Annotated in this window: 34 protein-coding genes; all 34 read right to left on the bottom strand. The window is 45.1% G+C overall.

Annotated elements, in window-relative coordinates; translation table 11 throughout:
- Nucleotides 1-82 precede the first annotated feature (82 nt).
- Entirely contained in the window at nt 83-835 is a 753-nt protein-coding gene (truA, locus tag AB4Z50_RS31950) for a tRNA pseudouridine(38-40) synthase TruA (RefSeq protein ID WP_054025305.1), read from the bottom strand.
- Between the two features lie 351 nt (nt 836-1186).
- Nucleotides 1187-1552, bottom strand: a complete 366-nt coding sequence (gene rplQ / locus AB4Z50_RS31945; protein WP_076271417.1) for a 50S ribosomal protein L17 — start codon at nt 1550-1552, stop codon at nt 1187-1189.
- Nucleotides 1553-1596: 44 nt separating this feature from the next.
- Nucleotides 1597-2541 (bottom strand): DNA-directed RNA polymerase subunit alpha, encoded by a 945-nt coding sequence (locus tag AB4Z50_RS31940; RefSeq protein WP_441885660.1) that lies wholly within the window; start codon nt 2539-2541, stop codon nt 1597-1599.
- 126 nt (nt 2542-2667) lie between these two features.
- Nucleotides 2668-3063 (bottom strand): 30S ribosomal protein S11, encoded by a 396-nt coding sequence (gene rpsK, locus AB4Z50_RS31935; RefSeq protein ID WP_054025307.1) that lies wholly within the window; start codon nt 3061-3063, stop codon nt 2668-2670.
- Between the two features lie 19 nt (nt 3064-3082).
- Nucleotides 3083-3451: a 30S ribosomal protein S13 gene (gene rpsM / locus AB4Z50_RS31930; RefSeq protein ID WP_054025308.1), complete on the bottom strand. Its 369-nt coding sequence runs from the start codon at nt 3449-3451 to the stop codon at nt 3083-3085.
- A 19-nt stretch (nt 3452-3470) separates the two neighbouring features.
- Nucleotides 3471-3584, bottom strand: coding sequence for a 50S ribosomal protein L36 (gene rpmJ / locus AB4Z50_RS31925; protein ID WP_003333770.1), 114 nt, complete (start codon nt 3582-3584; stop codon nt 3471-3473).
- 44 nt (nt 3585-3628) lie between these two features.
- On the bottom strand, nt 3629-3844 hold the full coding sequence (gene infA / locus AB4Z50_RS31920) for a translation initiation factor IF-1 (protein WP_053373919.1): 216 nt from the start codon (nt 3842-3844) through the stop codon (nt 3629-3631).
- A 3-nt stretch (nt 3845-3847) separates the two neighbouring features.
- Nucleotides 3848-4129, bottom strand: coding sequence for a KOW domain-containing RNA-binding protein (locus tag AB4Z50_RS31915; RefSeq protein WP_144376900.1), 282 nt, complete (start codon nt 4127-4129; stop codon nt 3848-3850).
- A 7-nt stretch (nt 4130-4136) separates the two neighbouring features.
- Nucleotides 4137-4895 carry a type I methionyl aminopeptidase gene (gene map / locus AB4Z50_RS31910; protein ID WP_441885650.1) on the bottom strand — a complete coding sequence of 253 codons (759 nt, stop codon included), beginning with the start codon at nt 4893-4895 and terminating at the stop codon, nt 4137-4139.
- Nucleotides 4895-5545, bottom strand: coding sequence for an adenylate kinase (locus AB4Z50_RS31905; protein ID WP_076271420.1), 651 nt, complete (start codon nt 5543-5545; stop codon nt 4895-4897). The genes map and AB4Z50_RS31905 overlap by 1 nt, the downstream gene beginning before the upstream one ends.
- A 91-nt stretch (nt 5546-5636) precedes the next feature.
- Nucleotides 5637-6938 carry a preprotein translocase subunit SecY gene (secY, locus tag AB4Z50_RS31900; protein ID WP_076271421.1) on the bottom strand — a complete coding sequence of 434 codons (1302 nt, stop codon included), beginning with the start codon at nt 6936-6938 and terminating at the stop codon, nt 5637-5639.
- Nucleotides 6939-7379, bottom strand: a complete 441-nt coding sequence (gene rplO / locus AB4Z50_RS31895; protein ID WP_053373914.1) for a 50S ribosomal protein L15 — start codon at nt 7377-7379, stop codon at nt 6939-6941. It lies immediately after the preceding gene.
- A 39-nt stretch (nt 7380-7418) separates the two neighbouring features.
- The gene (gene rpmD / locus AB4Z50_RS31890) at nt 7419-7604 is read right to left on the bottom strand and encodes a 50S ribosomal protein L30 (RefSeq protein WP_076271422.1); all 186 of its coding nucleotides are present in this window, start codon (nt 7602-7604) and stop codon (nt 7419-7421) included.
- Between the two features lie 13 nt (nt 7605-7617).
- Nucleotides 7618-8115, bottom strand: a complete 498-nt coding sequence (rpsE, locus tag AB4Z50_RS31885) for a 30S ribosomal protein S5 (RefSeq protein ID WP_054025314.1) — start codon at nt 8113-8115, stop codon at nt 7618-7620.
- A 30-nt stretch (nt 8116-8145) separates the two neighbouring features.
- Nucleotides 8146-8514, bottom strand: coding sequence for a 50S ribosomal protein L18 (rplR, locus tag AB4Z50_RS31880; RefSeq protein WP_054025315.1), 369 nt, complete (start codon nt 8512-8514; stop codon nt 8146-8148).
- A 60-nt stretch (nt 8515-8574) separates the two neighbouring features.
- Complete coding sequence (gene rplF, locus AB4Z50_RS31875) at nt 8575-9117, bottom strand: 50S ribosomal protein L6 (protein WP_076271423.1); 543 nt, start codon at nt 9115-9117, stop codon at nt 8575-8577.
- Nucleotides 9118-9148: 31 nt separating this feature from the next.
- The gene (gene rpsH / locus AB4Z50_RS31870; RefSeq protein WP_053373909.1) at nt 9149-9547 is read right to left on the bottom strand and encodes a 30S ribosomal protein S8; all 399 of its coding nucleotides are present in this window, start codon (nt 9545-9547) and stop codon (nt 9149-9151) included.
- A 30-nt stretch (nt 9548-9577) separates the two neighbouring features.
- Complete coding sequence (locus AB4Z50_RS31865) at nt 9578-9763, bottom strand: type Z 30S ribosomal protein S14 (RefSeq protein ID WP_054025317.1); 186 nt, start codon at nt 9761-9763, stop codon at nt 9578-9580.
- Nucleotides 9764-9789: 26 nt separating this feature from the next.
- On the bottom strand, nt 9790-10332 hold the full coding sequence (gene rplE / locus AB4Z50_RS31860) for a 50S ribosomal protein L5 (RefSeq protein WP_441885641.1): 543 nt from the start codon (nt 10330-10332) through the stop codon (nt 9790-9792).
- A 31-nt stretch (nt 10333-10363) separates the two neighbouring features.
- Nucleotides 10364-10717, bottom strand: a complete 354-nt coding sequence (gene rplX / locus AB4Z50_RS31855; RefSeq protein ID WP_076271424.1) for a 50S ribosomal protein L24 — start codon at nt 10715-10717, stop codon at nt 10364-10366.
- A gap of 46 nt (nt 10718-10763) precedes the next feature.
- On the bottom strand, nt 10764-11132 hold the full coding sequence (gene rplN / locus AB4Z50_RS31850) for a 50S ribosomal protein L14 (protein ID WP_076271425.1): 369 nt from the start codon (nt 11130-11132) through the stop codon (nt 10764-10766).
- A 47-nt stretch (nt 11133-11179) separates the two neighbouring features.
- Complete coding sequence (rpsQ, locus tag AB4Z50_RS31845) at nt 11180-11443, bottom strand: 30S ribosomal protein S17 (protein ID WP_076271426.1); 264 nt, start codon at nt 11441-11443, stop codon at nt 11180-11182.
- 50 nt (nt 11444-11493) lie between these two features.
- Nucleotides 11494-11694 (bottom strand): 50S ribosomal protein L29, encoded by a 201-nt coding sequence (gene rpmC, locus AB4Z50_RS31840; RefSeq protein ID WP_053373905.1) that lies wholly within the window; start codon nt 11692-11694, stop codon nt 11494-11496.
- Nucleotides 11684-12118 carry a 50S ribosomal protein L16 gene (rplP, locus tag AB4Z50_RS31835; protein ID WP_028609647.1) on the bottom strand — a complete coding sequence of 145 codons (435 nt, stop codon included), beginning with the start codon at nt 12116-12118 and terminating at the stop codon, nt 11684-11686. Before rplP ends, rpmC begins: the two co-directional genes overlap by 11 nt.
- A 2-nt stretch (nt 12119-12120) precedes the next feature.
- A complete protein-coding gene (gene rpsC / locus AB4Z50_RS31830; RefSeq protein WP_054025321.1) occupies nt 12121-12783 on the bottom strand; it encodes a 30S ribosomal protein S3 in 663 nt (220 codons plus the stop codon).
- A 13-nt stretch (nt 12784-12796) separates the two neighbouring features.
- Entirely contained in the window at nt 12797-13132 is a 336-nt protein-coding gene (rplV, locus tag AB4Z50_RS31825) for a 50S ribosomal protein L22 (RefSeq protein WP_076271427.1), read from the bottom strand.
- Nucleotides 13133-13175: 43 nt separating this feature from the next.
- Entirely contained in the window at nt 13176-13457 is a 282-nt protein-coding gene (gene rpsS / locus AB4Z50_RS31820; RefSeq protein WP_053373902.1) for a 30S ribosomal protein S19, read from the bottom strand.
- A gap of 67 nt (nt 13458-13524) precedes the next feature.
- A complete protein-coding gene (gene rplB, locus AB4Z50_RS31815) occupies nt 13525-14355 on the bottom strand; it encodes a 50S ribosomal protein L2 (RefSeq protein WP_076271428.1) in 831 nt (276 codons plus the stop codon).
- 17 nt (nt 14356-14372) lie between these two features.
- A complete protein-coding gene (gene rplW, locus AB4Z50_RS31810) occupies nt 14373-14666 on the bottom strand; it encodes a 50S ribosomal protein L23 (protein ID WP_054025324.1) in 294 nt (97 codons plus the stop codon).
- A complete protein-coding gene (gene rplD / locus AB4Z50_RS31805; protein WP_053373899.1) occupies nt 14666-15289 on the bottom strand; it encodes a 50S ribosomal protein L4 in 624 nt (207 codons plus the stop codon). The genes rplW and rplD overlap by 1 nt, the downstream gene beginning before the upstream one ends.
- Nucleotides 15290-15317: 28 nt before the next feature.
- Nucleotides 15318-15941: a 50S ribosomal protein L3 gene (gene rplC / locus AB4Z50_RS31800; protein WP_076271429.1), complete on the bottom strand. Its 624-nt coding sequence runs from the start codon at nt 15939-15941 to the stop codon at nt 15318-15320.
- Between the two features lie 41 nt (nt 15942-15982).
- Nucleotides 15983-16291, bottom strand: a complete 309-nt coding sequence (gene rpsJ / locus AB4Z50_RS31795) for a 30S ribosomal protein S10 (protein ID WP_017692074.1) — start codon at nt 16289-16291, stop codon at nt 15983-15985.
- A gap of 551 nt (nt 16292-16842) precedes the next feature.
- Nucleotides 16843-17637: an ABC transporter ATP-binding protein gene (locus tag AB4Z50_RS31790; protein WP_076271430.1), complete on the bottom strand. Its 795-nt coding sequence runs from the start codon at nt 17635-17637 to the stop codon at nt 16843-16845.
- Entirely contained in the window at nt 17637-18551 is a 915-nt protein-coding gene (locus AB4Z50_RS31785) for an ABC transporter permease (protein ID WP_441885626.1), read from the bottom strand. Before AB4Z50_RS31785 ends, AB4Z50_RS31790 begins: the two co-directional genes overlap by 1 nt.
- Nucleotides 18552-18606: the final 55 nt, after the last annotated feature.

The following is an 18606-nucleotide window of genomic DNA, read 5'->3' as shown; positions in this document are numbered from 1 at the left end:
CGGGGCTGTGGGTTAGCCACTTCGAAAGCACAAGTTATATTCTACTATAAAGAATAAGTAAGTGCAAGTAATTTATAGTGATTTATCCCTGTATTTCGCTGGAATATTCAACATCCATCAACATCAATCCATGCGGCATTGCCGTAGGACCAGCAAGCGAACGATTTCGCCCCTCAAGGATGTTTTTGATCTCCGATGAAGCCATCTTCCCTTCGCCAACCCATAGTAAAGTTCCCATAATGACTCGAACCATATTGTACAGAAAACCATTGCCTGTCACGTACATATGCACGATTGGGCCTTCCTGAACAAAATCTGCTTCATAGATCGTACGAATATGATGAGGCTTGGTTGAATGTATCGATGTGAAGGAAGTAAAGTCATGTTTACCTACTAGGTAGCTGAGACCTTCCCGCATCGCATCCACATCAAGCGGCGTCGGATGATGAAAGCGATATTGTCGGCCAAATACATCAGGAAACTTACCAGTATCAATCGTATAGCGATACGTTTTGCGCTTAGCGGATCTTCTTGCATGAAAATGTTCTGGCACATCGAATGCTTCAATAATGACGATATCCTTCGGCAACCGCGTATTAAGCGCAATCGCCCATCTCTCTGTCGGAATCGTAGATTCCGTATAGAAATTGAATATTTGTCCCCGCGCATGCACTCCCGCATCTGTGCGACCCGAGCCAATAATAATGGTCGTCTCGCCCGTCAGCTTCTTAATGGCCTTCTCTATTTCACCCTGAACCGTTCTGCCGTAAGGCTGCGTCTGAAAACCGTTGAAGCCTGCCCCGTCATAACTGACCTTTACGCATATATTCCTCAACCTATCCCCCCCTTTAACTATAGGGATACCTAAACGTCCAAAATTCCCTCTTGCTAAGAGAACCTAAGATGCTAAGCCTTATGGACACCTGTAGGTATCACACAAGCTCATCTATTGCCCCTGGCATGAATAACAAATCATTCTTTTCAAACAAAAAAAGGTGGCCGCAAGGGTCCACCCTTTTCATTAAAATATAAGAAGTATAGGGAGACCCTAATACTTACTTATATTTTATTGCGTTGGCAGCTCATCCCCCACGTTGGCAGGCACAAGCCGTTTACCGCTCGCGTATAAAGCTTGGACAAGGTTTAACGCTGTGGACAAGCTTATACATTTCATTTATTAGGTAACCTACGCGCGGTCAACCAATTCTAGGTAAACCATAGGCGCAGCATCGCCGCGACGGGGTCCTAGTTTTAGAATACGCGTGTAGCCGCCTGCACGCTCCGCATAGCGAGGTGCTAGATCGGAGAATAGCTTTTGAATAGCGTCTTGTGTACCATCGACAGTTTCGCGACGAACATAAGCAGCTACTTGACGACGAGCATGAAGATCACCTTGCTTAGCTTTAGTGATCAGCTTCTCAGCGATTGAACGAACTTCTTTCGCTTTAGCTTCAGTCGTTTGAATACGCTCATAAAGGAACAAGTCAGTAACGAGGTCACGGAACAAAGCTTTCCGTGCACTAGCGTCACGTCCTAATTTTTGATATGCCATCTTGTTTTCCCCTCCCTTGCTCTTAAGTCTTCACTAGTTGGTTACTACTCTTCCATGCGAAGGCCCAAACCAAGCTCTTCAAGCTTCTCTTGAACTTCCTCAAGGGATTTACGGCCTAGGTTACGGACCTTCATCATATCCTCTTCGGATTTCGTAATTAGCTCTTGAACCGTGTTGATTCCAGCGCGTTTCAAGCAGTTGTAAGAACGGACGGAAAGATCAAGTTCCTCGATCGTCATCTCTAGAACTTTCTCTTTCTTATCTTCTTCCTTCTCRACCATWATYTCMGCGTCTTTGGCTTCATCGGTCAATCCAACGAACAAGTCCAAATGCTCGGTCAAAATTTTAGCGCCGAGGCTCACAGCCTCTTCCGGTCTAATACTACCGTCAGTCCATACTTCAAGCGTTAGCTTGTCGTAGTTAGTTACTTGACCAACACGTGTATTTTCAACGCTATAATTTACACGAGTAATTGGCGTGTAAATCGAATCTACAGGAATTACACCAATCGGTTGTTCGTCTTTCTTGTTGCGATCCGCTTGCACGTAACCGCGTCCCCGATTAGCAAATACCCGCATATGGAGCCGCGCGCCGGAGGCCAAGGTTGCGATGTGAAGATCAGGGCTTAAAATCTCGACATCGCTGTCTGCTCGAATGTCGCCCGCTGTAATRTTCCCTTCGCCWTCCGCGTCGATTTCCAACACCTTTTCTTCATCGGAGTGGATTTTCAACGAGAGGCCCTTCAGGTTCAGAATGATTTCGGTAACATCCTCAATCACTCCGGGAACCGTAGAGAACTCGTGAAGCACTCCATCGATTTGAACCGAAGTTACTGCTGCACCCGGCAACGACGACAACAAAATTCGGCGAAGCGAATTCCCAAGCGTCGTGCCATATCCGCGTTCAAGCGGCTCGACGACGAAACGTCCGTAAGTTCCTTCATCATTCAGTTCTACGGTTTCGATTTTCGGCTTTTCGATCTCAATCACTAATAGTACCCTCCTTCAAACGTCGCTCCGTTAGCTTACGTTATTTTAAGTCAAACCTTGTAGTATGCCAAACCTTCACAACCATTATTCACAAGTTGTTGATATTTGATACCACATCAGATCCAACTATACGCGACGACGTTTCGGAGGACGGCATCCGTTATGAGGAACTGGTGTTACGTCTTTAATGAGGTTAACTTCCAATCCAGCAGCTTGAAGCGAACGAATCGCAGCTTCGCGGCCAGCGCCTGGTCCTTTTACCATCACTTCGACAGTTCTCATGCCATGCTCCATCGCAGCTTTAGCAGCTGTTTCAGCAGCCATTTGCGCTGCGAAAGGCGTGCTCTTACGTGAGCCTCTGAAGCCCATGTTGCCAGAGCTTGCCCATGAAATTGCATTGCCGTGAGGATCCGTGATCGTAACGATCGTATTGTTGAATGTCGAGCGAATGTGCGCAACGCCAGTCTCAATATTCTTCCGGTCGCGGCGTTTTGTACGAACGACTTTTTTTGGTTTAGCCATTGTCCATTATCCTCCCTTCTTATTTCTTCTTGTTAGCTACAGTCCGACGAGGACCTTTACGCGTACGTGCATTTGTCTTAGTACGTTGACCGCGAACAGGCAAGCCGCGACGGTGACGAAGTCCACGGTAGCATCCGATTTCAGTCAGACGTTTAATGTTAAGTGAAATTTCACGACGCAAGTCGCCTTCTACTTTAACAGATTTATCAATTGCTTCGCGAAGGCGAGCAAGTTCGTCTTCTGTCAAGTCACGAACACGAGTGTCGTAGCTAACTTCAGCTGTATTCAAAAGTTTTTGCGACGTTGTTTTGCCGATACCGAAAATGTATGTCAGGGCGATTTCGACGCGTTTGTCACGCGGCAAGTCTACACCAGCTATACGTGCCATAGGCTATATTCCCCTCCTTCTATCCTTGTTTTTGTTTGTGTTTCGGATTTTCACAAATCACCATAACGTTGCCTTTGCGACGAATGACTTTGCATTTTTCGCAGATCGGCTTTACCGAAGGTCTAACCTTCATTGTGATTACCTCCCGAATCTTTCGTAATAAGCCCCAAATTGAGCCTATTTACGATAGGTGATGCGCCCTTTTGATAAATCATAAGGCGATAACTGTATAACCACCTTGTCTCCTGTCAGGATGCGAATAAAGTGCATTCTGAGCTTACCGGAAACATGTGCGAGAATTTGATGACCGTTCTCCAGCTCCACCTTGAACGTGGCATTCGGCAACGGTTCAATAACCGTACCTTCGACCTCAATGATGTCTTCCTTAGCCAACCGTCATTCTCCTTTCGCATTTAAATACTTCTGAATTGCATAACGTAACTTTGCGTTGGTCACCCTGCCGGTCTCTTGCATACTGCTTGAAACCTCAGAACTAATTGCAGGCTGTAACTCGAGATGCAGAACGTTCTTTTTCTTCGGTCCATCGAATCGGCGCTTATGGCCATCGGCAATCATGACGAATCGCTCATCAACGATTGCTAGGATAACAGCATAGCTTTCCTCATCTTTACCGCGAAGTACTTTGACGAACTGACCAATCTGGGGACGAGCTTCCATCGTCATACTATGGTTGCTGCGGCAAAATGGTCAATATTTCAAAGCCGTCCTCTGTAACAGCTACTGTATGCTCGAAATGAGCACACCATGAGCCGTCTTCCGTTACAACCGTCCAATTGTCTTCGAGCGTCCGGACATATCGTTCACCGATATTAACCATTGGTTCGATTGCAAGCACCATTCCGGTCTTCAGACGAGGTCCGCGATCTGGTATGCCGTAGTTCGGTATTTGTGGTTCCTCATGGAGGTCCGCGCCGATTCCGTGCCCTACGTATTCCCGTACTACGGAGAATCCTGCATCTTCAATTACCTTTTGAATAGCATGCGAAATTGTATATAGCCTAATATCCGGTTTGACGAGCGCAAGCCCCGCATAAAGCGATGCTTCCGTCACATCGAGCAACTTCTGAACTTCAGGGGTTACAGCTCCTACCGCATAGGTCCAAGCTGAATCTCCGTGATAGCCTTCAAATTGCGCACCGATATCGATACTAATTATATCGCCTTCGTTCAACTTGCGTGACCCAGGGAAGCCGTGCACCAGCTCATCATTCACAGAAGCACAAATGCTGGAAGGGAAACCATTGTAACCTTTGAAGGAAGGAATCGCATTTTGACTCTTAATGTACGTTTCAGCGATTTGGTCAAGCTCACGAGTAGTGATGCCTGGTTTCACAGCCTGCACCATCAATCGATGCGTTTCCGCAACAATGCGTCCTGCTTCCCTCATATAACGCAGCTCCGATTCGGATTTGCATATAATCATTACAATGAACCTCGCAAGCAGGAAACGATGTCTGATGTTACAACATCAATGTCCTTCTCGCCGTCGACTTCGCGAAGGAGACCTTTAGCACTGTAGTAATCGAGTAGAGGTGCGGTTTTGGATGTATACTCATCCAAACGAGTTCCGACCTTTTCCTCTGTATCATCAGAACGCTGATACAATTCTCCGCCGTCTTTGTCGCAGATACCTTCGACCTTAGGTGGATTAAAGATTACATGATAAGTCGTACCAGTCGTTTTCGATATGCGTCTGCCCGTCAAACGAGCAAGCAGCAAGCTGCGATCAACTTTTAAATTTACAACATGGTCAATACTGCGTCCGAGCTCCGCAAGCATAACATCAAGTGCTTCTGCTTGCTGCAGTGTGCGAGGAAACCCGTCGAGCAAGAATCCATTTTTGCAATCGGCTTGTTCAAGTCTTTCCTTTACAATGCCGTTCGTGATCTCATCGGGAACGAGCAAGCCTTGATCGACATACTCTTTCGCTTTGATTCCAAGTGCGGTTCCTTGTTTCATAGCGAGGCGGAATGCATCACCAGTGGAAATGTGGGGAATACCGAACTCTTCTACGATCCGTTCAGCTTGTGTACCTTTACCGGCACCCGGAGGGCCCATGAATAAAATGTTCATTGCTGAGTTCCTCGCTTTAAGCACAATAGGCTCGGGCGGGCTGCCGCAGAGCGCCTGTTGACGAACGCGGAAGCCCGGTCAGAACCTATTGTTATTTATTGATAAACCCTTTGTAATGGCGTTTGATCAACTGGCTCTCGATTTGCTTCATCGTATCAAGTGCAACACCGATAACGATTAGTAATGAAGTACCACCTAGCTGCACTGACTTAGGTAATCCAGCAAGTGTCCCGAAGAATACCGGAATGATTGAGATAACCGCCAAGAAAATTGCACCTGTCAACGTAATACGCGACATAACGCGTGTTAGGTAAGACGAAGTTGGCTTTCCTGGACGAATACCTGGAATATATCCGCCATTTTTCTTCATTTGATCGGCCATTTGAACCGGATTAATCTGAACGAAAGTGTAGAAGAAGGTAAACCCGATGATTAACAATACGTACAATACCATACCAAGCGGCTGGTCATAGCTCATATTCTTAATAATCCAGTCTGCCCAACCCTGAGTGGACCAAAACTGAGCAATCGTAACCGGGAACATGATGAGTGAAACCGCGAAAATGACCGGAATAACGCCTGCGCCGTTCACTTTCATCGGAATGTGCGTCGATTGTCCGCCGTACATTTTCCGTCCAACAACACGTTTTGCGTATTGAACAGGAATTTTACGAATACCTTGCTGTACGAATATAACACCGACGATGATTGCGATAATCGCAATCAGAATCAGTACCATTTTGATAATGTTCAGGAACAGTTGGTCTTGAGCACCTACGAACTGATCTTCGACGATCGTACGAATGTGTCCAGGAATACCAGCTGCGATTGCTGCAAAGATAAGAATGGAAATACCATTTCCGATTCCTTTTTCCGTAATTTGCTCACCCAGCCACATCAAGAAAGCAGTACCTGCTGTCAAGATAATAGCGATAAGCAAGTAATCAACGAATGTTGCGCCAACGATCATTTCATAACCGTATTGACGGTTAAAGCCGATCGCTGTTGCGAAACCTTGGATCATACCAAGAACAATCGTACCATAACGAGTGATTTGTGCGAGCTTACGTTTACCGTTCTCGCCTTCCTTTGCCCACTCAGCAAATTTCGGGATAACATCCATAGACAACAACTGTACGATAATCGACGCTGTAATATATGGGGTAATTCCGATTGCAAAGATAGAGAATTGGAACAAAGCACCGCCGGAAAACGTGTTAAGCAAGCCGAACAGTTCCGAACCGGCTGTATTAACTTGCTTAAACACATCTTTGTTTACATCAGGTACCGGAATAAAAGCACCGATGCGGTATATTAATAGGATGAAAAGGGTGAAGAGGATCCTTGTACGAAGATCCGCCACTTTCCAAATATTGGACACGGTCTTGAACAATTAGATCACCTCGGTTTTACCGCCGGCAGCCTGGATTTTCTCTACCGCAGATTGAGAGAACTTGTTTGCTTTAACAGTAAGTGTAACGCTAACTTCACCATTACCCAAAATTTTGATTCCTGCGAGCGGGTTCTTAACGATCCCAGTCTCGATGAGAACTTCTGGAGTGACTTCAGTACCTGCTGCAAAAGCATTTAGCTCTTCAATGTTGACAATTGCGTACTCTTTGCGGAACGGGTTGTTAAATCCGCGTTTCGGCACTCGACGATACAAAGGATTTTGTCCGCCCTCGAAACCAGGACGAACGCCGCCGCCGGAACGAGCGTTTTGACCTTTGTGACCTTTACCGGCGGTTTTACCGTTACCGGAACCGATACCGCGACCTTTGCGCTTTGGCGCTTGGGTTGAGCCCGGTGCTGGTGCTAGCTCATGCAATTTCATCGTTCGTGCACCTCCTTATTTAATTCTTAGAACAGCTATCTATTCTTGTACTTCTTCAACTTTTACCAAGTGACTAACAGTGTTAACCATGCCGCGGACAGCTGGGCTATCGTTCAAAACAACTGCTTGACGAATCTTCTTAAGACCGAAAGACTCAACCGTTGCACGTTGTTTCTCGTTGCGACCGATTAAACTGCGAACGAGGGTGATTTGCAATTTTGCCATCTTATTTCCCTCCTTAGCGTAACAGCTCTTCGACTGTTTTTCCACGAAGCTTAGCAACTTCTTCCACGCGTTTAAGACGGGAAAGACCTTCAAGCGTTGCATTAACCATATTCATGGAGTTCGAAGAACCTAGCGATTTCGTCAAGATGTCGCCGACACCAGCAAGTTCAAGAACTGCACGAACTGGGCCGCCAGCGATAACGCCAGTACCTTCTGAAGCTGGCTTCAAAAGAACTTCACCTGCACCGAAATGTCCGAGTACAAGATGGGGAATAGTCGTGCCAACGATTGGTACGTGGATCAGGTTTTTCTTAGCATCTTCAATACCTTTGCGGATTGCATCAGGTACTTCGCCTGCTTTACCGATCCCTGCGCCAACGTAGCCTTTACCGTCGCCGACTACTACTAGTGCACTAAAGCTGAAACGGCGTCCGCCTTTTACAACTTTAGATACGCGATTGATATTAACAACTTTTTCAGTCAGTTCTAACGTATTTGGATCTACACGCAAGTCGTTTAACCTCCTTATAAATAAAGTCGATTAGAATTCTAGGCCAGCTTCACGAGCTGCTGTAGCAAGTGCCTGAATTCTGCCGTGATACAAGTAACCGCCGCGATCAAATACTACTTGGGTTACACCCTTAGCTTGAGCGCGTTTCGCAATCAATTCTCCGACTTTGCTAGCTGCATCGATGTTACCACCGTTGCCAATTGCTTCAGTCAATTCTTTATCCTGTGTGGATGCAGAAACGATTGTTACTCCTGAAACATCGTCGATTAATTGAGCATACATATGCTTGGAGGAACGGAATACAGATAGACGCGGACGTGCAGCTGTACCGTTAATTTTTTTACGAACACGAAGGTGTCTTTTCAGACGAGCCTTGTTTTTGTCGCCTTTCGTAATCATACAAAGTTCACTCCTTTCTTTCAGCCTTAAGACGCTATCTTAAGCAAACGAACCGTTTGCTTATTTTTTCTTACCAGCTTTACCTTCTTTACGGATGATGCGTTCGCCTTCATACTTGATACCTTTACCTTTATACGGTTCTGGTTCACGTACGGAACGAATTTTCGCTGCAGTTGCGCCAACTAGTTCTTTATCGATACCACGAACAGTAATCTTAGTGTTCGCAGGAACGTCGAACTCGATGCCGCTATCTGGAGTGATCTCAACTGGGTGAGAGTAACCAACGTTAAGTGTGATTTTGTCTCCAGTTTTGCTTGCACGGTAACCTACGCCAACTAGCTCCAAGTTTTTGGAGAAGCCTTCAGTAACGCCGCTCACCATGTTAGCGATGATGCTGCGAGTTGTTCCGTGCAACGAGCGATGCAATTTATTATCGGAAGGACGTTCTACTAGGATTTCAGTTTCAGTTACATTCACAACCATATCTTTGTGAATTTCACGGGAAAGTGAGCCTTTCGGTCCTTTTACAGTAATAACTGTGTTGTCCAAGCTGATTGTTACGCCGTTAGGCACTTGGATTGGTTTGCGACCAATACGGGACATTGTTACACCTCCTATCTTTGTGACTTGTTACTTACCATACGTAGCAAACTACTTCGCCGCCAGATTTAACTTGGCGAGCTTCTTTATCAGTCATAATCCCTTTGGAAGTGGAAATAATTGCAATTCCAAGTCCACCGAGTACACGAGGGATTTCAGTTGATTGTGTATAAACGCGAAGGCCTGGTTTTGAAATACGTTTCAAGCCAGTAATAACGCGTTCTTGGTTAGGGCCGTATTTCAAGAAAATACGGATAATCCCTTGTTTGTTGTCTTCGATATATTCAGCGTCGCGGATAAAACCCTCGCGCTTCAAAATCTCAGCGATTTGCTTCTTCATTTTCGAAGCGGGCATTTCCACGGTCTCGTGACGAACGACATTCGCGTTACGAATACGCGTCAACATATCTGCAACCGGATCAGACATAACCATTGTGTTAACCTCCTTCCCAAACTAGGCTGATTACCAGCTTGCTTTTTTAACGCCAGGAATCTGGCCCTTATGTGCTAACTCACGGAAACAAATCCGGCAAACTTTAAACTTTTGCAAAACAGAATGCGGACGGCCGCAACGCTCACAGCGCGTATACGCGCGCACTTTAAATTTCGGTGTGCGTTGTTGCTTCACTTTCATCGAAGTTTTTGCCACTGGGTATTACACCTCCTAAAAGTGGATTACTTCRTAAACGGCATGCCCATTTGGGTCAGCAGTTCACGAGATTCTTCGTCCGTTTTTGCCGTCGTGACGATGACGATGTCCATACCGCGCACTTTATCGACTTTGTCGTACTCGATCTCTGGGAATATCAATTGCTCTTTCAAACCAAGCGTATAGTTACCGCGGCCATCAAAAGCTTTGTTTGATACACCGCGGAAGTCACGTACACGCGGAAGAGAAATGTTGAACAGTTTATCAAGGAAATGGTACATACGCTCACCGCGCAAAGTAACTTTAACCCCGATTGGCATGTTCTCACGAAGCTTAAAGCCTGCAATAGACTTCTTCGCACGAGTAACGACTGGTTTTTGACCGGAAATGATACGTAGTTCTTCAACAGCTACATCAAGGATTTTCGAATTGGAAACCGCTTCGCCTACCCCCATGTTGATAACTACTTTCTCAATTTTCGGCACTTGCATAACAGACGTATAGTTGAACTTCTGCATAAGAGCAGGAGTTATTTCGTTTAAGAAACGACCTTTCAATCTTGCTGCCATTGATCATGGACCTCCTTTCCTACCGTAACGATTAGTCGATTACTTCTCCGGAACGTTTCGCGATCCGAACTTTCTTGCCGTTGTCGAGCACTTTGTATCCGATACGTGTTACTTTACCGCTCTTCGGATCGATATGCATAACGTTTGATACGTGAATTGGTGCTTCTTGTTCGATAATACCGCCCTGTGGGTTAGCTTGTGATGGACGAGTATGTTTCTTAACAGTATTTACACCTTCTACAAGAACGCGATTTTCACGCGGGTATGCAGCGATAACGCGGCCCTTCTTACCTTTATCTTTACCGGTAATTACGATAACCGTATCGTCTTTTTTCACGTGCAATTTGTTGTTATGGGATTCGAGTACTTTTTTCAGCCTTGGCATGAGTTACACCTCCTGCACGCTTGTGCTTTCAAGCTTATATAGGTTGTTAGATTACTTCTGGAGCAAGCGATACGATTTTCATGAAATCTCTATCGCGAAGTTCACGGGCAACTGGTCCAAAGATACGTGTGCCACGTGGGCTTTTGTCTTCTTTAACGATAACAGCTGCGTTTTCGTCAAATGCGATGTACGAACCGTCTTTACGACGAACCGAACGTTTTGTACGAACGATAACCGCTTTAACAACGTCACCCTTTTTGACAACGCCGCCTGGTGTTGCTTGTTTTACTGAGCAAACGATCAAATCGCCGATGTGTCCAACGCGACGTCCCGTTCCACCAAGTACACGGATACACATCAATTGTTTTGCGCCAGAGTTGTCAGCAACCGCTAAGCGCGAAAATGGTTGAATCATTTCAACGTCCTCCTTTCGGAAAAATGCTCAGATACTGCATACGCTCATTAGATAATAACAGCAACTTCAACAACTTCCACAAGTCTGAAGCGCTTATCTTTCGATAGCGGACGAGTCTCCATGATTTTCACGATGTCGCCAATCTTCGCTTGGTTATTTTCATCGTGCGCCTTAAATTTTTTCGTAACTTTAATGCGTTTATGGTACAATTCGTGTTTTTTATATGTTTCAATAGCAACTACGATTGTTTTATCCATCTTGTCGCTTACCACTTTGCCAATTAACACTTTGCGGGCATTGCGTTCGCTCATGTTCTTCCTCCTTCCTTCAGCCATGATTATGCATTCATGTAAGGGATTTACTAGCTGCTAATTCCGAGTTCTCTTTCACGCAAAATCGTTTTAGCACGAGCGATTCCTTTACGCACATCACGGATCCGAGTCGGGTTATCCAATTGGCCAGTAGCCAGTTGGAAACGAAGATTGAAAAGCTCTTCTTTAAAACCAGCGACCTGTTGTTCAAGCTCAGCAGAGGTTAGGTTTCTAAATTCACTAGCTTTCATTTGCTTCACCACCCACTTCTTCACGCTTCACGAATTTAGTCTTGATTGGCAATTTATGAGCCGCAAGACGCATCGCTTCACGAGCGGTTTCTTCGGATACACCAGCAAGTTCAAACAGGATTTTACCTGGTTTAACTACGGCTACCCATTTCTCAACGTTACCTTTACCACTACCCATACGCACTTCAAGAGGCTTTTGAGTAATAGGTTTTGCAGGGAAAATCTTGATCCAAACTTTACCGCCACGTTTGATGTAGCGAGTCATAGCGATACGAGCCGCTTCAATCTGACGGTTTGTGATCCATGATGGTTCTAGAGCTTGTAGACCGAATTCACCGAATGCTACTGTAGTGCCGCCTTTAGCGCGACCCTTCATATGACCGCGTTGTTGTTTGCGGTGTTTGACACGTTTAGGTACCAACATGATTAGTTGCCTCCTTCCTGGGGAGCTTTCTTCTTAATCGGAAGGACTTCGCCGCGATAGATCCATACTTTAACGCCGATACGGCCGTATGTTGTAGCCGCTTCAGCCGTGCCATAATCGATATCTGCACGTAGTGTATGAAGTGGTACTGTTCCTTCGCTGTAGCCTTCCGAACGTGCGATTTCCGCGCCACCGAGACGACCGCTAACTGCGGTTTTGATCCCTTTAGCACCTGAACGCATGGAGCGTTGAATTGCTTGCTTCAATGCGCGACGGAAAGATACACGACGCTCAAGTTGTTGTGCAATGCTTTCAGCTACAAGAATAGCGTCAAGATCTGCATGTTTGATTTCAGAAATGTTGATGTGAACTTTTTTGCCTTTAGAAATTTTACCAAGCTCAGTACGTAGGTTTTCTACCTCTGAACCGCCTTTACCAATAACCATACCTGGTTTTGCGGTTTGAATCGTAACGTTCACGCGGTTAGCTGCACGTTCGATCTCGATGTGAGAAACTGCTGCGTCTTTCAGCTTGTTTTTCAAATATTCACGGATTTTAACGTCTTCCATAAGAAGATCGCCGAAATCTTTGCCAGCGAACCATTTGGACTCCCAATCACGGATAACACCGACCCGGAAGCCTATTGGATTTACCTTTTGACCCACACGTATTCCCTCCTTATTTTTCAGATACCACCAAGGTAATGTGGCTGGTTCTTTTATTGATCCGGCTTGCGCGACCCATCGCACGTGGACGGAAACGTTTCATCGTTGGCCCTTGGTTAACAAAGGCTTGCGAGATAACCAATTTGTTCACGTCAAGCTGGTAGTTATGCTCAGCGTTAGCAATCGCAGAGTTCAACAGCTTCTCCAAAATTGGGGATGCAGACTTAGGCGTGTGACGCAAAATCGCGATTGCTTCGCCAACTTGTTTACCGCGAATCAAATCCGCAACAAGCTGTGCTTTACGAGGTGCAATACGAATATATTTAGCGTGCGCTTTAGCTTCTGGCATGTAGGAACCTCCTCTCGTTCAGTTAGAGATGTTTAAGGGCAAATTAACGTCTGCCCGTTTTTTTGTCTTCACCGGCATGGCCTTTATACGTACGAGTTGGTGCAAATTCACCAAGCTTGTGTCCAACCATATCTTCCGTTACATATACAGGCACGTGCTTGCGTCCGTCATATACCGCAAACGTGTGACCTATGAATTGTGGGAAAATGGTCGAGCGGCGGGACCAGGTTTTGATAACGACCTTTTTCTCAGCTTCGTTCAATACCTCGACTTTTTTAAGCAGGTATCCGTCAATAAACGGACCTTTCTTTAAACTGCGACCCATTTGTGTTCCTCCCTTCAAATAAGCGGTAGCGATACTTTCGTATCACGCGGTTTTTATCAAGCAGCTATTATTTCGTGCGACGACGAATAATGTATTGGCTTGATGCTTTTTTCTTCTTACGTGTTTTGTAACCAAGAGTTGGTTTACCCCATGGTGACAACGGAGATTTACGTCCGATTGGAGCACGGCCTTCACCACCACCGTGTGGGTGATCGTTAGGGTTCATGACAACACCACGTACAGTTGGACGATTGCCTAACCAACGGTTACGGCCGGCTTTACCGATTTTCACGAGTTCGTGATCTTCGTTACCAACAGAACCAATTGTTGCACGGCAAGTGTTCAAGATACGACGAACTTCACCTGAAGACAAACGAACGGATACATAGTTTTCTTCTTTACCAAGAAGTTGAGCACTAGTACCAGCTGCACGAACAAGTTGTCCGCCTTTGCCTGGTTTCAATTCGATGTTGTGGATAACTGTACCGACAGGGATATTAACAAGCGGCATTGCATTGCCGGGTTTAATATCAGAGCCTACTCCAGATACCACTTGATCTCCAACTTTCAAACCTTTAGGAGCGATGATATATGCTTTTGCACCATCAACATAATGGATCAAAGCGATGTTGGAAGAACGGTTTGGATCATACTCGATCGTAGCTACGTTACCAACGATACCGTCTTTAGTACGTTTGAAGTCGATGATACGGTATTTACGTTTGTGTCCGCCGCCATGGTGACGAACCGTAATTTTACCTTGGTTGTTGCGTCCAGCTTTTTTGAAAAGTGGAGCAAGCAACGATTTCTCCGGTGTACTTGTCGTGATCTCTTCGAAAGTCGAGACCGACATGTTACGACGTGCAGGAGAGGTCGGTTTGTACTTTTTAATAGGCACTTTGATTTCCTCCTTTTCTAAACAGACGTTTCAAAGAATTCAAGTTCTTTGCTATCAGCGCTCAATTGAACGATGGCTTTTTTCCAATCCGGTCTGTATCCGCTATGTTTACCATAACGTTTCGGTTTACCCGCAACACGCATTGTGTTAACGCCGGTTACTTTTACTTTAAAGATTGATTCAATCGCAAGTTTGATTTCAGTTTTGTTTGAACGAAGATCAACTTCGAAAACATACTTTTTATCAACCATGTAATCGCTCGTACGTTCCGTGATAACCGGGCGCTTGATAATATCGCGTGGATTTTTCATTACGCAAGCACCTCCTGTACTTTCTCTACTGCTTCTTTAGTGATGATAAGGTTGTCATGCACCAAAACATCCAGAACATTGATGCCGTCAGCTGCAACGAACTTCACACCTGGGATGTTACGAGCAGACAATGCTACGTTATCTTCATAATTAGCCGTTACTACAAGAGCTTTGCGGCCAACTTTAAGGTTGCTTAGAATTGCTGCGAATTCTTTCGTCTTAGGAGCTGCAAATGTCAGTTGATCCAAAACGATAATCTCGTTTGCAATCACTTTCGAAGACAATGCTGATTTAATCGCTAGACGACGGACTTTCTTAGGAAGTTTGAAGCCATAAGAGCGTGGAGTAGGTCCGAAAACCACACCGCCGCCAACCCATTGCGGGGAGCGAATACTACCTTGACGAGCACGGCCAGTACCTTTTTGTTTCCAAGGTTTACGACCGCCACCACGTACTTCGGAGCGTCCTTTAGTTTTGTGATTGCCGAAGCGTTCAGATGCTTGTTGATTAACAACAGCACTGTGCAAAACGTGAACATTTGGTTGAATTCCGAAAACCGTTTCAGCCAGTTCAAGTTCGCCCACTTGCGCGCCACTCACGTTATATACTGTTACTTTTGGCATTTCCTGTTCCTCCTTTCTTTAAGATCAATTATTTCTTAACAGTTTGCTTAACTTTTACGAATCCGTTTTTCGGGCCCGGAATCGAACCTTTTATTAGAAGAACGTTACGTTCTACATCTACACGGATAACTTCAAGTTTTTGAATCGTAATTGTTTCGTGACCCATATGTCCTGGAAGGCGTTTGCCTTTCGGTACACGGTTCGCTTGGATAGAACCCATCGAACCTGGTCCACGGTGGTAACGGGAACCGTGAGACATAGGACCCGTGCTTTGTCCCCAACGTTTGATAACGCCGGCAAAGCCTTTACCTTTTGAAATACCTGTTACGTCAACGAATTCGCCTTCTGTGAATAGGTCAGCTTTAACTTCTTGGCCAACTTCATAATCACCTAGATTAATTCCGCGAATTTCACGAACGTAGCGCTTAGGTGTTGTGTTAGCTTTTTTAGCGTGACCAGCTTCTGGCTTGTTCGATCTGCTCTCCTTCTTATCGGAGAAACCGAATTGAACTGCTTCGTAGCCATCGTTTTCTTGGTCTTTCTTTTGAAGTACTACGCAAGGTCCAGCTTCGATAACCGTTACAGGAACGACATTACCTTCAGCAGTAAACACTTGAGTCATACCAAGTTTTTTTCCTAAGATACCTTTCATGTTGACACCTCATTTCCTTTCTATAATCGCATATGCTGATATTACAGTTTGATTTCGATATCTACACCGGATGGTAAATCCAGGCGCATCAACGCATCAACCGTTTGCGGCGTTGGGTTTACAATGTCGATCAAACGCTTATGAGTGCGTTGTTCGAATTGCTCCCTAGAATCCTTGTACTTGTGTACCGCACGGAGAATGGTGATGATTTGCTTTTCCGTTGGCAACGGAATCGGCCCGGATACGCCTGCACCGGAACGTTTTGCAGTTTCAACGATTTTCTCTGCGGATTGATCAAGAATCCTGTGATCGTATGCTTTCAAGCGGATACGAATCTTTTGCTTTGCCATATAAGTCCCTCCTTCTTTCGCCCAATTTATTATCGGACATACTCCGTGAGAAAACCCTGCACATGCCCCATGGCAAAGGGGCCGGGTGTGTCGGCAACCTCTCACATCATCGCAACGTCAGACCAACAGTCAATATTATACCGAATCTAATAGGCAAATGCAACATAAAGTTTCTTCTTTCTTTATAGCGTCATACAACTGCGGAAAGATCGTCAATATTACATTGCAATCTATCCTTACATTCGCCCATTATGTCCCTTATTACAAGTATTTAGAACACTATCATTATAATAACGGACTTAATGGGCGCTATATGATTATATACATCATCCGGATGAAAATACACCACCAAATAACGCCAACCTTCACATTTACAAAAAAAACACGCAGCGACCACATGTCGCTGCGTGTTTTCCTTCTATAATAACAGAGTTGAAGTGAAGTATCCGCAGGCTCTGATTCTACTTGTTTAGAAGGTGCAGGCAGCTATGACTTTTCTAACAGAGCTGCACACTCTCCATCCAACACTTCATATTCAGAGTTAAAACGCCCTAACCAAGTACGATACGATCATCCGCAAGTTTCTTTCCGCTTATCAACTCAAACTCACCTAGCAGTTGTTGTACGGTAAGATCCTTTTTGCGTTCTTCTGGTACATCAAGTATAATCCGGCCTTTGTCCATCATAATAAGTCGATTGCCTAGGCGTATAGCCTGCTCCATATTATGAGTAACCATAAGCGTAGTCAAATTCATCTCACGAACTAGGTTTTCCGTTAAAGTCGTAATGAGCTCCGCTCTTGAAGGATCAAGCGCTGCCGTATGTTCATCAAGCAATAAGATTTGCGGTCTTGTAAAGGTAGCCATCAATAGGCTTAACGCTTGGCGTTCTCCACCTGACAATAAACCCACCTTTGCGCCAAGTCGATTTTCGAGACCTATACCGAGGCGCTGCAGCTCTTTCTTAAAAATGGCACGTTTTGCGCGTGTTACGCCAAATGAAAAACCACGTGACTTTCCACGTGCATAAGCTATCGCCAAATTTTCTTCAATGGACATACGTGGCGCTGTTCCTGCCATCGGATCCTGAAATACTCGGCCAATCCAGCGGCTGCGCTCATATTCCGATAGATGACTTATATTGTTGCCGTCAATTCGCACTTCGCCCGCGTCCGGCTTCATCACGCCGGATATAATGTTCATTAATGTAGATTTGCCTGCTCCGTTACTACCGATAACCGTAATAAAATCGCCTGGCTTCATAATAAGATTGGCACCTACGAGCGCTGTCTTCTCATCAACGGTACCAGGATTAAACAGCTTGGACACTTTAGCGATCTCCAACATTAGCGTCCACCTCCAGGCTGAATATTATCCAAGGATGCCAGCATTTCTGCCGTTCGTCTTTTAGCTACATTCTTTTGCTTCAATGTTCTTCTTATCGTAGGTATGATCAATGCAAAAATGATGATTACTGCTGTAATAAGCTTCATATCAGAAGCATCCAACCATTCAACACGTAGTGCAAATGCATAAATAATTCGATAAATAATCGAACCAAGTATAACAGCCAACGTTGCTCTAAAGATTGTACGGGATCCGAATATCGCTTCACCAATAATAACGGATGCAAGACCAATAACGATCATACCAATACCCATGCTATTATCCGCATATTTATTGTAATGTGCGACTAATGCACCTGAGGTCGCAACTAGTGAATTCGACAAAGCCACGCCAAAAATCGTCGTAACATCTGTGTTTGYGCCAAAGCTGCGAATCATTCGAGAGTTATCCCCAGTTGCGCGAAGACTTAGTCCCAGATCCGTACGGAAAAATAGATCGAGAACCAACTTAACCACAACGACAAAAATGACCATAACAACTAATGTGGATACATTACTAAATAGATTTTCCTGTCCCCTTAAGGAAACGTTTGGTTTTCCCAAAATTCTTAAATTGATTGAATACAGTGCTATCATCATAATAATGCCTGACAATAGTCCGTTTATTTTACCCTTTGTATGGAGTAAGCCTGTACATGTACCCGCTATAGCCCCACCTGCAAATGCACACAATACCGCAATCCATGGAGCTGTTCCATTAACCGTCATAACCGTACCGATAGCTGCGCCTGTTGTAAAGCTGCCATCTACCGTCAAATCCGGAAAATCAAGAATTCGAAACGTTATATATACTCCAAGTGCCATAAGCGCATACAATAATCCACTCTCTAAAGCTCCCTGCATTGATACGAGCATATGACATACCTCCTTTTTCATAACAAGGGGGTGAACGAGTAGCCCGGTCACCCCT

Origin of the sequence: Paenibacillus sp. 2TAB26 (genome assembly GCF_052115145.1) — a bacterium.
Classification (GTDB): Bacteria; Bacillota; Bacilli; order Paenibacillales; family Paenibacillaceae; genus Pristimantibacillus.
The sequence above is the reverse complement of the archived record's forward strand: the minus strand, read 5'-3'. Positions and strand labels throughout refer to the sequence as shown.